Raw genomic sequence first — 14,226 nt, 5'->3', positions numbered from 1 at the left:
GGTCGTCACCGGTCGCCCCCGCTCTGCTGGTAGGACTCGCCGACGGTCTCGGCGTAGCTCTGGGCCTCGTCGAGGGCCTCGTCGGCGGTCTGCTGTCCGGCGATCGCCGCGGAGATCTGCTGGCTGACCCGGGTCCCCAGGTCCTGGAACTCGGGGATCCCGACGAACTGCAGCCCGGTGTACGGGACGGGGTCGCGCGTCGGCCGGTCCTGGTCGGCGGCGTTGATCGCGGCAATGGTCTGCGGCGCGTAGGCCTTCGACGCCGCGACGTACTCGGGGATCCGGTAGGTCGACTGGCGGGCGCCGGGCGGGACGGAGGTCCAGCCGAGGTCCTCGCCGACCATCTCCTGGTACGGCTTGGACGTCATCCAGGACAGGAACTTCCAGGTCGCGTCGACCTGCTCGGGGCCCTTCTCCGCGGTGGTGCGGGGGATGGCCAGCGCCCACGAGTACAGCCAGCCCGAGGACAGGCCGTCGACGCCGGTCGGCGCCGGCGCGTAGCCGACCTTCCTGGCGACGTTGGACTGGGCCGGGTCCTCCAGCAGGCCCGCGGCGACGGTGGCGTCGAACCACATCGCCGTGTTGCCCTGGCTGAACTGGTTGCCGCACTCGGAGAACCCGGAGCCCGCCGCACCGGCCTGGCCGTCGCGACGGAGGAGATCGACGTAGAAGTTGACCGCCTTGCGCACCTCGGGCGAGGTCAGCTGTGCGTTCCAGTCCTGGTCGAACCAGCGACCACCGTAGGAGTTGATCATCGCGTCGACCGGGGCCATGACCTCGCCCCACCCGGGCTTGCCGCGCAGGCAGATGCCGCCACGGCCCTGCTGGCGGTCGGTGAGGCGGTCGGCGAACTGCGCCACCTGGTCCCAGGTCGGCTTCGCGGGCATGGTCAGCCCGGCCTGGGCGAAGAGGTCCTTGCGGTACATCAGGAACGCGGACTCGCCGTAGAACGGCACCGAGTACATGTGCCCGTCGGGGCCGGACAGGGCGCCGCGGATCGTCGGGATGAAGTCGTCGCGGTCGTAGCCGGGGGTGGCGTCCATCAGCGGGTCGAGGTCGACCAGCCAGCCGTTGCGGGCCCACTGGGGGGTCTCGTAGTTCGAGATCATCACGGCGTCGAACTCGTCGCCGCCGGTGGCGACCGACGCGGTGATCTTCGCGCGGGCCTCGTTCTCCGACAGGCTGACGAAGCGCACGGTGATGCCGGGGTTCTCGGCCTCGAACCGCGGGCTGAGCTCGATCGCGTCCTCCATCTGGGGGTTCGACACGATCGCGATCGTCACGATCCGCGTACCTTCGGGCAGGCCGAACGTGCCGGCACCGGCGCAGCCGGTGAGGGCGAGGCCGATGACCGCCAGTAGCGCGGTGAGAACGGCGGGACGCGACCTGGTTCTCGGGCGCACGGGCACTCTCCTCGTCGAGGGCTCCGACGGGTGTGCAACGGTGTGATCCGGGACACGTCCGTCCGGTATGACCGGTGCACGGTAAGTGCGGAGCAACCGCTTGCGCAACCGGTTGCCTGTAGCCTGTCGCCAACCCGTGACCCGCGTCGGAGGTGTGTGATCGCGACCATGGCCGAGGTCGCCCGGCTCGCCGGGGTGTCCACCGCGACCGTGTCCCACGTCCTCAACGGCACCCGGCCGGTCCGGGAGGCCACCCGCGAGCAGGTGCTCGCCGCGATGGCGCAGGTGCAGTACACGCCCAACGCCGCGGCCCGCTCGCTCGCCACCTCCCGCACCCGCACGCTCGGGCTCGCCCTGTCGGCGATCTCCAACCCGTACCTGGGCGAGCTGCTGCACGCGGTCGAGGACGAGTCCGCCGCGGCCGGGCACACCCTGCTGCTCGCCGACCCGCACGACGACCCGGGCTACGAGGCGACGGCCGTCACGCAGCTCCGCAGCCGCGTCGACGGCGTGCTGTTCGCCCCCTCGGGCGACTCCACCGCGACCTTGGAGGCGCTCGCCGCGCAGGGCGTGCCGACGGTGCTGGTCGACCGGATGCTCGACGGCGTCCTGGACGAGGTCGGCTCGGAGAACGTGGAGCCCGTCGCGGGGCTGGTGACCCACCTCGCCGAGGCTGGGCACGGCCGGATCGGCTTCGTGATGGGTCTCCCCGGGCTGTCGACGACCGTCGAGCGGCTGGAGGGCTACCGGCTCGGGATGCGCCGGGCGGATCTCCCGCCAGGGCCGGTGGTGGAGGGACGCTCGGACAGCGAGCCCGCCCGTGCCGTCGTGCGCGAGCTGCTGGCCTCGCCCGACCGGCCCGCCGCGCTGGTCACGGGCAACAACGCGATGACCATCGGCGCTGTCCAGGCCGCCCACGACCTGGGGCTCACCATCCCCGGGGACCTGGCGCTGGCCGCCTTCGACGACTTCCCGTGGGCGGACGCGTTCAGCCCGCGCCTCACCGTCGTCGCGCAGCCGTTCGCCGACATCGGGCGCGAGGCGGTCCGGCTGCTGCTGCGCCGCATGGCCGAACCCGACGCCGAGCGGCGTTCGCTGCGGCTGCCGACGACCTTCGTGCACCGGGAGTCCTGCGGCTGCCGGCCGTGATCGCCGATCACCCGTGCCCGGCGAGGACCTCCGCGAGGTCGAAGGTCACCGGGCGCTCCAGCTGCTCGTAGGTGCACGAGGCGGGGTCGCGGTCCGGGCGCCACCGCACGAACTGGGTGGTGTGGCGGAACCGCTGGCCCTCCATGTAGTCGTAGCGGACCTCGACCACCCGCTCCGGGCGCAGCGGGACGAAGGAGAGGTCCTTGCCGGCGTTCCACCGGCTCGTCTCGGACTTGCGCGGGGTGCGCTCGCCCTCCAGCTGCTTCGCCCAGGCCCACGGGTGGTCGTCGAAGTCGGTGACCAGCGGCTGCAGCTCGGTCATGAGCTCGCGTCGGCGCGCCATCGGGAACGCCCCGACGACGCCGACCGACACCAGCACGCCGCGGGCGTCGTGCAGGCCCAGCAGCAGCGACCCGACGGCGTCCGGCCCGGACTTGTGCACCCGGTACCCGGCGACGACACAGTCCGCTGTCCGCTCGTGCTTGATCTTGGTCATGACGCGCTTGTCGGGCTGGTAGGTCCCGGCCGGGTCCTTGGCGATCAGGCCGTCGAGCCCGGCGCCCTCGAACTTCTCGAACCAGCGGCGCGCGGTCCCGGTGTCGTCGGTGATCGGGGTGAGGTGCACCGGCGGGGCGACGCCGGCGAACGCCTCCTCCAGCAGCGCGCGGCGCTCGGCGAACGGGCGTGCGGTGAGGTCGTCGTCGCCGAGGGCCAGCAGGTCGAAGGCGACGAACGACGCCGGCGTCTCGGTCGAGAGCAGCGTCACCCGGCTGACCGCGGGGTGGATCCGCTGCTGGAGCGCCTCGAAGTCCAGCGCGTTCCCCGAGGCGACGACGATCTCCCCGTCGACGACCGCGCGCGGCGGGAAGTGCTCCCGCACCGCCTCGACGACCTCGGGGAAGTAGCGGGTCATCGGCCGCTCGTTGCGGGAGCCGATCTCGACCTCGTCGCCGTCGCGGAAGACGATCGAGCGGAAGCCGTCCCACTTGGGTTCGTAGAGCCTGCCGTCGGGGATGGACGGGGCGGGCTTGGCCAGCATCGGCTTCACCGGGGGCATCACGGGCAGGTCCACGGCGGGGAGTCTCCTCTCGGGGCGCGGGCGCGGCATCCCGGCTCGCCCGTCCGTGGACAGACCGTTCGCGCGCCCGGAATCCATCGGTCCCGGGCGGCGGGCCCCGGTGCGGTCGTGGTCGGATGACCCTCGTGCCCCGCCTGCCCGACCGCGACGCCCTCGACCGCGCCCGGGACTCCACGATCGACGACGTCCTGCCCGGCCCGGACGACCCGCCGCTGCGGGTGCTGTTCTGCGGCATCAACCCGGGCCTGGTGTCGGCGGCGACCGGGCACCACTTCGCCCGCCCCGGCAACCGCTTCTGGCCGGTCCTGCACTCCTCCGGGTTCACCCCGCGCCTGCTGGCGCCCGCGGAGCAGGGCGAGCTCGCGGGGCTCGGTCTCGGCATCACGAACATGGCGCCCCGGGCCACCGCCCGCGCCGACGAGCTGACCGACGACGAGCTCGTCGCCGGTGGGGTACGGCTGCGGGCGCTGGTCGCGGCGCGGGAACCGGCGTGGCTGGCCGTCGTCGGGATCGGTGCCTACCGGACCGCGTTCGGGCGACGCGGCGCGGTGGTGGGGGAGCAGGCGGAGCGGCTGGGTGCGACCGGGATCTGGGTGCTGCCGAACCCGTCGGGGCTCAACGCGCACTGGTCGCGCGCGGCGATGGTCGCCGAGTTCGCGAGACTGCGGGCCCGCGCCCAGGAGCCCGGGCCGGGCCAGGTGTCCTGCTAGGACTCCGGGGTCGGCGCGCGCAGGAACAGCCCGAGCGCCAGCCCGACGACGAGGAAGAGCAGCAGCCACCACCACGTGCCCGACAGCACCCACACGGCGGACCCGACGGCGAGGCCGCCGCCGATCCCGTACCCGAGCCGGGTCAGTCTGTCCTTGCGGGGCCCGTCGTCCATGGGCGCCGAGCCTAGCGGGCGCCCGCGTCGAGATCGGGCAGATCGGGTGTCGCGGCGCCGTCGCGCTCGTCCCGGGCGGCCCACTCCAGCAGCGGCTCGATGCCGAACACGGCCTCGTCGATGCCGGCGTGCAGGTCGCCCAGCTCGGCGTAGCGCGCCGGGACGGTGGCGATCGTGAAGTCCCGGGGCTCGCAGTCGTCGATCTCGTCCCAGGTCACCGGGGTCGACACCCGCGCGTCGGGGGTGCCGCGCACGGAGTAGGCGCAGGCGATCGTGTGGTCGCGGGCGTTCTGGTTGTAGTCGACGAACACCGTCGACGGGTCGCGGTCCTTGCGCCACCACGACAGGTCGACGCGGTCGCAGCGACGCTCCACCTCGCGGGCGAAGGCGTGCGCGGCGCGGCGGACGTCGGCGAACCCGTGGTCGGGTGGGATGCGCACGTAGACGTGCAGCCCGGAGCCGCCGGAGGTCTTCGGGAAGCCGGTCGCGCCCAGTTCGTCGAGGACCTCGCGGACGACGCCGGCGACGCGGCGGACGTCGGCCCAGGACGCCTGCGGCATCGGGTCCAGGTCGATGCGCCACTCGTCGGGGGACTCGACGTCGGCCGCGCGGGAGTTCCAGGGGTGGAACTCGACGGTGGACATCTGCACCGCCCAGACGACGTCGGCCGGGTGGGTCACGCACAGCTCGTCGGCGGTGCGGTTGTACCGCGGGAAGGTCACGCGGACGGTGCGGACCCAGTCGGGGGCGCCGCGCGGCAACCGCTTCTGGTGCACCTTCTCCCCGGTGACACCGGTGGGGAAGCGGTGCAGCATGCACGGCCGGTCGCGCAGCGCGCGGACCACACCGTCGCCGACCGCCGTGTAGTACGCGGCCAGGTCCCGCTTGGTCTCGCCCCGCTCCGGGAAGTAGACGCGGTCGGGGGTGGACAGCCGCACGACCCGGTCGCCGATCGTCAGCTCGACCGGCTCACCCGCGTCGCGCGCCATCCGGCGTCGGCCCGGTGCCGCGCCTCAGAGACGACGGCGGCGCTGGTGGAGCGGGTACGCGATCGCGCCGATGAAGCAGACGACGGCGGGCACCGCGGAGAACAGGAACTCGGTCCAGCTCACCGGGTGGCCGATCGTGAACAGCAGCAGCACGACGCCGACCACGGCGGCCGCGATCGGCACGCCCCGGTGGAAGTTCTGGTGCCAGCCCCAGTCGACCGAGGGCTCGTCCGCCGGGTCGATCCCGGACGCGACGGCGATCTCGCGGGTCTTGCTCGTCGTTGCGCTGTGCGCGACTGCCTTGCTGGCCACCGTGTGTCCTCCTGGTCCGGCTCCGTGCGGGGTCATCGTCGCACAGCTCGCGGGGCGAGGATGATGTGCCGTGATGAAGTCACTCGTCGTGTTGGGCAGCACCGGGTCGATCGGTACCCAGGCCCTGGACGTGATCACCCGCGCCGGCGGGTTCACGGTGTCCGGGCTGGCCGCGGGCGGATCGGACGTGGACCTGCTGGTGGCCCAGGTCCGTGCGCACCGCGTCCGGCGGGTCGCGGTCGCGTCCGCCGCCGCGGCGGTGCGGCTGCGGGCGGAACTGCCGGGCGTCGAGGTGCTCGACGGCCCGGACGCCGCGACCGAGCTGGTCACGGCGTGCCGCGCCGACATCGTCCTGAACGGCATCACCGGCTCCCGCGGCCTCGGCCCGACCCTGGCCGCGCTCGCCACCGGCGCCCGGCTCGCGCTGGCGAACAAGGAGTCGCTGGTCGCAGGCGGTCCGCTGGTGTCGGCGGCGGCCGCACCGGGGCAGATCGTGCCGGTCGACTCCGAGCACTCCGCGCTCGCGCAGTGCCTGCGCGGCGGACGGGAGTCCGAGGTCGACCGGCTCGTCCTCACCGCGTCTGGCGGCCCGTTCCGCGGACGGACCCGCGCGGAGCTGGCGGGCGTCACGGTCGAGCAGGCCCTGAAGCATCCGACCTGGGACATGGGCCCGGTCATCACGATCAACTCGGCGACGCTGGTGAACAAGGGTCTCGAGGTGATCGAGGCGCACCTGCTGTTCGGGGTGCCCTACGACCGCATCGACGTCACCGTGCACCCGCAGTCGATCGTGCACTCGATGGTCACCTTCACCGACGGCTCGACGATCGCCCAGGCGTCGCCGCCGGACATGCGGCTGCCGATCGCGCTGGCGCTCGGCTGGCCGGAGCGCATCGCCGGCGCCTCGGCGCCGTGCCGCTGGGACACCGCGCAGAGCTGGACCTTCGAGCCCCTCGACGACGACGCGTTCCCCGGGGTGCGCCTGGCCCGCGCCGCCGGCACCGCGGGCGGCTGCCTGCCCGCAGTGCTCAACGCCGCCAACGAGGAGCTCGTCGAGGCGTTCGTCGCCGGGACGATCGGCTACACCGGGATCACCGACCTGCTCGGCGAGGTGCTGGAGGCGGCCGACGCCTGGACGGGTGACCCGGCTATCGTGGACGACGTGCTGGCTGCCGAGACCTGGGCCCGGGCCCACGCGCGCGAGAAGGCCCACGAGCGGGAGAAGACGCGGTCGTGACCATCGTGTGGACGGTCGTCGGGATCGCGATCTTCTTCTTCGGGCTGCTGCTGTCGATCGCCTGGCACGAGCTCGGGCACTTCGCGACGGCCCGCTGGTTCGGGATCAAGGTCCCGGAGTTCATGGTCGGGTTCGGCCGCACCGTCTGGTCGGTGCGCCGCGGCGAGACCGAGTACGGCATCAAGGCCATCCCGCTGGGCGGCTACGTGCGCATGATCGGGATGCTGCCGCCCGCGAAGGGCGGCACGCTGGGCCGCAACCGACGGACCGGCCCGTTCCAGGGGCTGATGGACGACGCGCGGCGCCAGAGTCAGGCCGACGTGCTGCCGCAGGACGCGGACCGGCAGTTCTGGACCCGGTCGCCGTGGAAGCGGATCATCGTCATGTTCGCCGGGCCGTTCATGAACCTGATCCTGGCGGTGGTGCTGTTCTCGCTTGTCCTGATGGGGATCGGCGTGCCTGCGGCCACCACCCAGATCGAGTCGCTCGAGAAGTGCGTGCTCCCGGCCGTCGCGGTCCAGAACGGCGTCCCGAAGGAGTGCCCGGCCGGAGCGCCGCTCGCGCCGGCGCTCGCGGCCGGGGTCCAGCCCGACGACCGCATCCTGTCCGTCCGCGGACAGGAGTTCGGCCCGGACGACGGGACCGCCCTGCAGGACGCGATCCGCGCGTCGTCGGGACCCACGCAGATCGTCGTCGAGCGGGCAGGCCGGCAGATCCCGCTGACCGTCGACGTCATCCCGAACGTCCTCCCGGCCCGGGACTCGGCCGACCCGTACGCCACGGTGACGGCGGGCTATCTCGGTGTCGCCCTCGACACGAAGTACATGCAGCTCGGCCCGGGCGACGTGGCCGCGCAGATCGGCAACGGCGTCGTCCGCACGGCGGAGGCGATCACCCAGATCCCGGCCCGCGTCCCGGCCCTGTTCGGAGCCGCGTTCCTCGGCGAGGAGCGGAGCCAGGACAGTCCGATGGGTGTCGTCGGCGTCTCGCGGATCGGCGGTGAGATCCTCGCCCAGCAGGACGTCCCGTGGCAGGCCGACGTCAGCCGATTCCTGATGATGCTCGCCGCGGTGAACCTGTCGCTGTTCCTGCTGAACCTGCTCCCCGTCCCGCCGCTGGACGGCGGCCAGATCGTCCCGGCGATCTGGGAGGCGATCAAGCGGAACACCGCGAAGCTGCTCGGACGCCCCGACCCCGGGCCGGTCGACGCGGCGAAGCTGCTCCCGGTCGCCTACGTGTTCGTGATCGTCTTCCTGGGGTTCTCGGTCATGGTCGCGATCGCCGACATCGTCAACCCGGTGCGGCTGTTCGGGTGAGCGCAGCACCCGAGGGCGCCCGTCCGCTGGCGGTCTTCGACATCGACGGCGTCCTCGCCGACGTCTCGCACCGGCTGCACTACCTCGACGTGCACCGGTGGGAGACGTTCTTCGCCGCCGCGCACGCCGACCCGCTGCTCGACGAGGGCGCCGAGCGGCTGCGCGCGGCCCAGGCCGAGTACGACGTCGTCTACCTGACCGGCCGCCCCGAGCGGAACCGCAGGTTGACCGAGACCTGGCTGGAGCGCGTCGGCCTGCCGACCGGGCCGCTGTTCATGCGCCCCGACGACGACCACCGCCCCGCCCGCTACGTCAAGCGCGAGGTCCTGCGGCTGCTCGCCCGCGAGCGGGAGATCGCGATGATCCTCGACGACGACCCCGCCGTCGTCCGGATGCTGGCCGACGACGGCTGGCCGGTCGAGCTGGCGACCTGGCTGCCCCACAGCTCGACGCTGCAGGATGCGCAGGAGAAGCACGGCCGCACGTGAGTGCCCCTCCTCACCGGGTACGGCGGACCGTGCCACACGGTGGGATAGTGGAGGTCGTGAGCGTCTCCCTGGGTATGCCGTCCGCGCCCGCGCCGACCCTGGCCCCGCGCCGGAGGACCCGGCAGCTCCAGGTCGGCCCGGTCGGTGTCGGATCCGACCACCCGATCTCCGTCCAGTCCATGACGACCACCCTGACCTCCGACGTCAACGCGACCCTCCAGCAGATCGCCGAGCTGACCGCGGCCGGCTGCGACATCGTGCGCGTCGCCTGCCCGTCGGCCGACGACGCGGAGGCCCTGCCCGCGATCGCGCAGAAGTCGCAGATCCCGGTGATCGCCGACATCCACTTCCAGCCCAAGTACGTGTTCGCCGCTATCGAGGCCGGCTGCGCCGCGGTGCGGGTGAACCCGGGCAACATCCGCAAGTTCGACGACCAGGTCAAGGAGATCGCCCACGCCGCGAAGGACCACGGCACGCCGATCCGGATCGGGGTCAACGCGGGCTCGCTCGACAAGCGACTGCTGGAGAAGTACGGCAAGGCGACGCCCGAGGCGCTCGCCGAGTCGGCCTTGTGGGAGGCGGGCCTGTTCGCCGAGCACGACTTCCACGACATCAAGATCTCGGTCAAGCACAACGACCCGGTCGTGATGGTGCGGGCCTACGAGCTGCTCGCCGAGCAGTGCGACTACCCGCTGCACCTCGGCGTCACCGAGGCCGGGCCCGCGTTCCAGGGCACGATCAAGTCGGCCGTCGCGTTCGGGGCGCTGCTGCGCCAGGGCATCGGCGACACCATCCGGGTGTCGCTGTCCGCGCCGCCGGTCGAGGAGATCAAGGTCGGCCAGCAGATCCTGGAGTCGCTGAACCTGCGCCCGCGCAAGCTGGAGATCGTGTCCTGCCCGTCCTGCGGGCGGGCCCAGGTCGACGTCTACACCCTCGCCGACGAGGTCACCGCCGGACTGACCGGCATGGAGGTCCCGCTGCGCGTGGCCGTCATGGGCTGCGTCGTCAACGGCCCGGGTGAGGCCCGCGAGGCCGACCTCGGCGTCGCCTCCGGCAACGGCAAGGGGCAGATCTTCGTCAAGGGCGAGGTCATCAAGACCGTCCCCGAGCACAAGATCGTGGAGACGCTGATCGAGGAGGCCATGCGGCTCGCCGAGGAGATGGGCGAGAGCGCGGAGGGCGTGACGGGTGAACCCCAGGTGACCGTCGGCTGAGCGAGTACCGGTACCGGACGGGCCTCGACGTGGCATCATGAACCCGTGCTGAGGGTGGCCGGGGCACGGCTTCTCGACGATCGTCACCGCTCCGGGGTGCACGACGTGCTCGACGCCGACCCCGTCGCCGCGTGCATGGTCGCCTCCCGCATCGAGGCGGTCGGCCTCGACCCGTGGCGGCTGGGCGGTGAGCTGTGGTCCCACGGGGCCCCGGCGGACGGTCTGTGCTTCTCCGGGGCGAACCTGGTGCCGCTGCGCGGTGACCGGGCGGCGCTGCGTGCCTTCGCCGACCGCGCGCGCCGGGCCGGGCGGCTGTGCTCGTCGCTGGTGGGGCGGGCCGAGCTCGTCCTGCCGCTGTGGGAGGAGCTCGCACCGGGCTGGGGCCCGGCCCGCGAGATCCGGCCCGACCAGCCCCTGATGACGCTCGAACGGCCGCCGATGGTCGCGCCCGACAGCCGGGTGCGTCCGGTCCGCATCTCCGAGCTGGACCGGTACCTGCCGGCCGCCATCGCGATGTTCACCGAGGAGGTCGGCGTCGACCCCCGCGAGGGCGACGGCGGGGCGGGCTACCGGGCCCGGGTCGCCGAGCTGATCACCTCCGGGCGGGCGTTCGCCCGGTTCCACGACGGCGAGGTCGTGTTCAAGGCCGAGATCGGTGCCCTGTCGCGCACCGTCGGCCAGATCCAGGGGGTCTGGGTGAACCCGGCCTGGCGGGGACACGGGCTCGGCACGGCCGGGACGTCGGCGGTCGCGGTCGCGCTCGCCGGAATGGGCCGGCGCGCCAGCCTGTACGTCAACGCCTTCAACGCCCCGGCCAGGGCCGCGTACCAGCGGGTCGGGTTCGTGCAGGTCGCGCGGTTCGCGACCGTCCTGTTCTAGACCCGGTCGGGTACCCCGACTTGACCGTGCCGTAGCGGCACGGTGTCGACTCGGTGCCTGCCGCGGGCATCCGCCCCGGCGCCACCGCACCGGGGAGGCCCCGTCGTGTCCCGTTCCCGCTCCGCAGCACCCGTCACAGCGGGGAGCCCGTCGAGTCCCGGGTGGGGGGAGATCGTCGTCGGGCTGGTCGTGCTGGCCGCGGTGGCCTACGGAGGTGGGCCGCTGGTGCTGCGGACCCTCGACCTCGGGCCGCTCGCGGGAGGCCTGTTCCTCGCGGCCCTGTCGGGGATCGCGGGCATCGCCGGTTTCGCCGCGGCCGTCGCCGTCCGGCGTCGCCCGCTGCCCGAGTTCGGCGTGCGGGCGACGACCGTGCGCTGGCTGGTGATCGGCGCGGCCGGGGCGATCCTGGCGTTCGTCGTCAGCAGGCTGCTGGCGATCGGGATGGTCCTGGTCGGGATCGAGCCGGAGAACATCCAGGGCGCCTACGCCGACGCGGGCAGTGGCGGGGCGTGGTCGGTGGCGTTGTCGCTGCTGTTCCTCGCGGTGCTGACCCCGCTGGGGGAGGAACTGCTGTTCCGCGGGGTGGTCACCTCGGGGCTGCTGCGCTACGGGGCGGTCGTCGGTGTGGTGGGCAGCGCCCTGGTGTTCGCGCTGGCGCACGGGCTGAACGCGGTGTTCGTGACCGCGCTCGTCGTCGGTCTGGTCGCGGGGGAGCTGCGACGGCGCAGCGGCTCGGTGTGGCCCGGGGTGGTCACGCACGTGGTGCACAACACGATCGCCCAGGTCGTGGCGTTGGCGTTCGCCGGGGTGCTGTGAACGACGGATCCGTACCAGGCCCCTGACGGCGCCGATGCGTGCACGACGAGGACATCTCTCTCCGGGAGCGGGGCTCCCACCGGGTGGGGTGCTCGCCGAGCTCGCCTCCGCGAACGGGCCGGCGCCCGGACACCCGGGCCTCACACCGGGGGCGGCATACTCGGTGATCGTGATCGCCACCCTGCGGAAGCGCCCCCTGGTCCTGGCCGCCGCGATCGTCGTGCTCGTCGCGGTGGGTGTCGTGGTGGCGCTGCTGCGCCCCTGGGGTGGCGCCGGGACGACCGCCGAGCGGTACGTGACCGCGTGGGCCGCCGGTGACGCGCCGGGTGCCGCCGTCTACACCACGGACGCGGAGACGGCGGGCGCCTACCTGCAGAAGGCCCGCGACGACCTCGCGCCGACCGGGATGACCGCGCGGATCACCGGCACCCGCACCGACGGCGACCGCGCCACGTCGACCGTCGAGGTCGCCTGGGACCTGGGGCAGGGCCGGGCCTGGAACTACACGCTCGACCTGCCGCTCGTCGCCGCCGACGACACCCCCGGCAACGACACCGGATGGGCGGTCGACTGGTCGCCCGCCGCGTTCGCGCCGGGCCTCACCGACGGCCAGCGGCCGGTGACCCGCACCGTCACCGCGGCGCCCGCGCCCGTGCTCGACGCCGGTGGGGCCACCCTGCTCGCGCCCACCCCGGTCGTCACCGTCACCCTGGACAAGGCGCAGGTCGAGCAGGCCGCGAGCGGTCTCGGCTCCGCGCTGGGGTCGATCGACCCCGCCATCACCGCGTCGAGCATCAGGGCGGGCGCGAACGCCGTGCCGGACGGGCAGGCCTACACCGTCGTCGTGCTGCGGGAGCCCGACTACCAGCGGGTCCGGGACCGCATCTACGACCTGCCCGGCGTCCGTTTCGTGTCCTCGACCCGGCTGCTGCCGCCCGACCAGGGCTTCGCGGGCCAGCTGATGCAGGGCGCCCGCGCGGACATCGAGAAGGCCGCGGGCGGCACCCCCGGCTGGTCGGTCGACGTCGTCGGCCCGCGCGGCGAGACCGTCCGCTCGGTCGCCGGGCAGCCCGCCGGGCCCGGGAGGCCGGTCACCCTGGAGCTGGACCGCACCGTGCAGAACGCGGCGCAGGACGCCGTCGACGCCGACTCCCGGCAGGCGATGATCGTCGCGATCCGGCCGTCCACCGGGGCGGTGCTCGCCGTCGCGCAGAACGCCGCCGCCGACCGTGACGGCGCACTGGCCCTGACCGGCCGCTACCCGCCCGGCTCCACGTTCAAGATCGTCACCGCGTACGGGGCGATGCCGGCGGAGAACCTCACCCCGCAGTCCCCGGTCGAGTGCCCGGGCACCACCGTGATCGACGGGCGCACCATCCCCAACGAGAACTCCTTCGTCCTCGGCACCGTGCCGCTGACCGAGGCGTTCGCCCAGTCCTGCAACACCACGTTCTCCCGGCTGGCGCTCGGGCTGCCCGCCGACGGGCTGCCGACCGCGGGGAAGGCGCTCGGCTTCGGCGCGGACTGGAAGATCCCCGGGATGACGACGATCACCGGCACCGTCTCGCCCGCCACCGACGACCTGCAGCGGGCCAGCGACGGCTTCGGCCAGGGCGACGTGCTCGCCTCCCCGTTCGGCATGGCGATGGTGTCGGCGACGGTCGCGCACGGTGCGCCCGTCACCCCGTCGCTGATCCGCGGCACGACGACCGAGGCCGCCGTCGCGCCGGGCACCCCGGACCGCGCGGTGCTCGACCAGCTGCGGCCGATGATGCGCGCCGTCGTCACCTCCGGGACGGCGCGGGCCGCCGCCGGGCAGGGCGAGGTCTTCGGCAAGACCGGCACCGCCGAGTACGCGGGCCCCGACGGCAGCAACCGGTCGCACGGCTGGTTCACCGGCTACCGCGGTGACCTGGCCTTCGCCACCCTCATCGTCGACGGCGGGTCCTCGGGGCCCGCGGTGCAGATGACGGCGCGGTTCCTGTCGGGCCTCCCGCGCTGAGCGACCCGGGAGGGACCGGCCGGGCGGCGGCGGGCCGGCGCCGCGTGGGGCGTCCTACCCTGGTCGTCGTGCACCCCAGCCGGATCCCCGCCCTGGCGTTCGTGGCCGACCTCGTCGCCGTCGTGGTGTTCGCCGCCGTCGGGAGGATGAGCCACGCCGAGGCCGACAGCGTGCTCGGCCTGCTCGGCACCGCGCTGCCGTTCGCGCTGGGTGCCGCGGCGGCCTGGGCGACGCCGTGGGTGCGGTCGGCGCCGGCGTCGCTGCGTGCCGGGACGGTCGTGCTCGTCGGGGCCGTGGTCGTCGGGCTCCTGCTCCGCCTGGGGTTCCTGGGGCGGCTGCCGCTGTCGTTCGCCGTCGTCGCGACGATCTCGCTCGCGGTGCTGCTGCTGGGCTGGCGGGGGATCTCCGCGGCCGTCGCGCGGCTGGGGGCCCCGCGCACCCCGACCCGCTGACCGAGCCG

At 73.6% G+C, this 14,226-nt stretch carries 15 protein-coding genes; 10 read left to right on the top strand and 5 right to left on the bottom strand.

What is annotated here, in order from left to right; genetic code table 11:
• Positions 1–5: 5 nt before the first annotated feature.
• Entirely contained in the window at positions 6–1,403 is a 1,398-nt protein-coding gene (locus tag Ae505Ps2_RS25865) for a sugar ABC transporter substrate-binding protein (protein WP_075307585.1), read from the bottom strand.
• Between the two features lie 168 nt (positions 1,404–1,571).
• On the opposite strand from Ae505Ps2_RS25865, the gene Ae505Ps2_RS25860 reads away from it, so the two are divergent.
• Positions 1,572–2,552, top strand: a complete 981-nt coding sequence (locus Ae505Ps2_RS25860; protein ID WP_198932143.1) for a LacI family DNA-binding transcriptional regulator — start codon at positions 1,572–1,574, stop codon at positions 2,550–2,552.
• 7 nt (positions 2,553–2,559) lie between these two features.
• On the opposite strand, the gene Ae505Ps2_RS25855 is transcribed toward Ae505Ps2_RS25860, so the two are convergent.
• The gene (locus Ae505Ps2_RS25855; RefSeq protein WP_020622036.1) at positions 2,560–3,624 is read right to left on the bottom strand and encodes an ATP-dependent DNA ligase; all 1,065 of its coding nucleotides are present in this window, start codon (positions 3,622–3,624) and stop codon (positions 2,560–2,562) included.
• A gap of 122 nt (positions 3,625–3,746) precedes the next feature.
• Here Ae505Ps2_RS25855 and mug point away from each other — a divergent pair, with 122 nt between their 5' ends.
• The gene (mug, locus tag Ae505Ps2_RS25850) at positions 3,747–4,340 is read left to right on the top strand and encodes a G/U mismatch-specific DNA glycosylase (RefSeq protein ID WP_075307583.1); all 594 of its coding nucleotides are present in this window, start codon (positions 3,747–3,749) and stop codon (positions 4,338–4,340) included.
• On the opposite strand, the gene Ae505Ps2_RS32180 is transcribed toward mug, so the two are convergent.
• The 3 genes from Ae505Ps2_RS32180 to Ae505Ps2_RS25840 are packed head-to-tail and all read right to left on the bottom strand — an operon-like array spanning position 4,337 to position 5,814.
• Complete coding sequence (locus Ae505Ps2_RS32180) at positions 4,337–4,513, bottom strand: hypothetical protein (RefSeq protein ID WP_170917090.1); 177 nt, start codon at positions 4,511–4,513, stop codon at positions 4,337–4,339. The genes mug and Ae505Ps2_RS32180 overlap by 4 nt on opposite strands.
• An 11-nt stretch (positions 4,514–4,524) precedes the next feature.
• On the bottom strand, positions 4,525–5,502 hold the full coding sequence (ligD, locus tag Ae505Ps2_RS25845) for a non-homologous end-joining DNA ligase (protein WP_075307581.1): 978 nt from the start codon (positions 5,500–5,502) through the stop codon (positions 4,525–4,527).
• Between the two features lie 24 nt (positions 5,503–5,526).
• Positions 5,527–5,814, bottom strand: coding sequence for a DUF2631 domain-containing protein (locus tag Ae505Ps2_RS25840; RefSeq protein WP_020622032.1), 288 nt, complete (start codon positions 5,812–5,814; stop codon positions 5,527–5,529).
• Positions 5,815–5,887: 73 nt separating this feature from the next.
• Between Ae505Ps2_RS25840 and dxr the strand changes: the two genes are divergently transcribed.
• From dxr to Ae505Ps2_RS25800, 8 genes are all read left to right on the top strand, one after another.
• The gene (gene dxr / locus Ae505Ps2_RS25835; RefSeq protein ID WP_075554068.1) at positions 5,888–7,051 is read left to right on the top strand and encodes a 1-deoxy-D-xylulose-5-phosphate reductoisomerase; all 1,164 of its coding nucleotides are present in this window, start codon (positions 5,888–5,890) and stop codon (positions 7,049–7,051) included.
• A complete protein-coding gene (locus Ae505Ps2_RS25830) occupies positions 7,048–8,367 on the top strand; it encodes a site-2 protease family protein (protein ID WP_075333127.1) in 1,320 nt (439 codons plus the stop codon). The genes dxr and Ae505Ps2_RS25830 overlap by 4 nt, the downstream gene beginning before the upstream one ends.
• Positions 8,364–8,855, top strand: coding sequence for a nucleotidase (locus Ae505Ps2_RS25825; RefSeq protein ID WP_020622029.1), 492 nt, complete (start codon positions 8,364–8,366; stop codon positions 8,853–8,855). Before Ae505Ps2_RS25830 ends, Ae505Ps2_RS25825 begins: the two co-directional genes overlap by 4 nt.
• A 56-nt stretch (positions 8,856–8,911) precedes the next feature.
• Complete coding sequence (gene ispG / locus Ae505Ps2_RS25820; protein WP_043276332.1) at positions 8,912–10,069, top strand: flavodoxin-dependent (E)-4-hydroxy-3-methylbut-2-enyl-diphosphate synthase; 1,158 nt, start codon at positions 8,912–8,914, stop codon at positions 10,067–10,069.
• 45 nt (positions 10,070–10,114) lie between these two features.
• Positions 10,115–10,948, top strand: coding sequence for a GNAT family N-acetyltransferase (locus Ae505Ps2_RS25815; RefSeq protein WP_043276319.1), 834 nt, complete (start codon positions 10,115–10,117; stop codon positions 10,946–10,948).
• 105 nt (positions 10,949–11,053) lie between these two features.
• On the top strand, positions 11,054–11,764 hold the full coding sequence (locus Ae505Ps2_RS25810) for a type II CAAX endopeptidase family protein (protein WP_075307577.1): 711 nt from the start codon (positions 11,054–11,056) through the stop codon (positions 11,762–11,764).
• 169 nt (positions 11,765–11,933) lie between these two features.
• Positions 11,934–13,766 (top strand): penicillin-binding transpeptidase domain-containing protein, encoded by a 1,833-nt coding sequence (locus Ae505Ps2_RS25805; protein WP_158071463.1) that lies wholly within the window; start codon positions 11,934–11,936, stop codon positions 13,764–13,766.
• Between the two features lie 68 nt (positions 13,767–13,834).
• Positions 13,835–14,218: a DUF3054 domain-containing protein gene (locus Ae505Ps2_RS25800; protein ID WP_233147468.1), complete on the top strand. Its 384-nt coding sequence runs from the start codon at positions 13,835–13,837 to the stop codon at positions 14,216–14,218.
• Positions 14,219–14,226: the final 8 nt, after the last annotated feature.

Origin of the sequence: Pseudonocardia sp. Ae505_Ps2 (assembly GCF_001932425.1) — a bacterium.
Taxonomy (GTDB): domain Bacteria; phylum Actinomycetota; class Actinomycetes; order Mycobacteriales; family Pseudonocardiaceae; genus Pseudonocardia.
The sequence above is the reverse complement of the archived record's forward strand: the minus strand, read 5'-3'. Positions and strand labels throughout refer to the sequence as shown.

What these genes read in the sequence shown, in the direction of transcription:
- Ae505Ps2_RS25860 (WP_198932143.1), top strand. Translation starts at nt 1,572, where the DNA reads ATGGCCGAGGTCGCCCGGCTCGCCGGGGTGTCCACCGCGACCGTGTCC.
- mug (WP_075307583.1), top strand. Translation starts at nt 3,747, where the DNA reads ATGACCCTCGTGCCCCGCCTGCCCGACCGCGACGCCCTCGACCGCGCC.
- Ae505Ps2_RS32180 (WP_170917090.1), bottom strand. Translation starts at nt 4,513, where the DNA reads ATGGACGACGGGCCCCGCAAGGACAGACTGACCCGGCTCGGGTACGGG.
- ligD (WP_075307581.1), bottom strand. Translation starts at nt 5,502, where the DNA reads ATGGCGCGCGACGCGGGTGAGCCGGTCGAGCTGACGATCGGCGACCGG.
- dxr (WP_075554068.1), top strand. Translation starts at nt 5,888, where the DNA reads ATGAAGTCACTCGTCGTGTTGGGCAGCACCGGGTCGATCGGTACCCAG.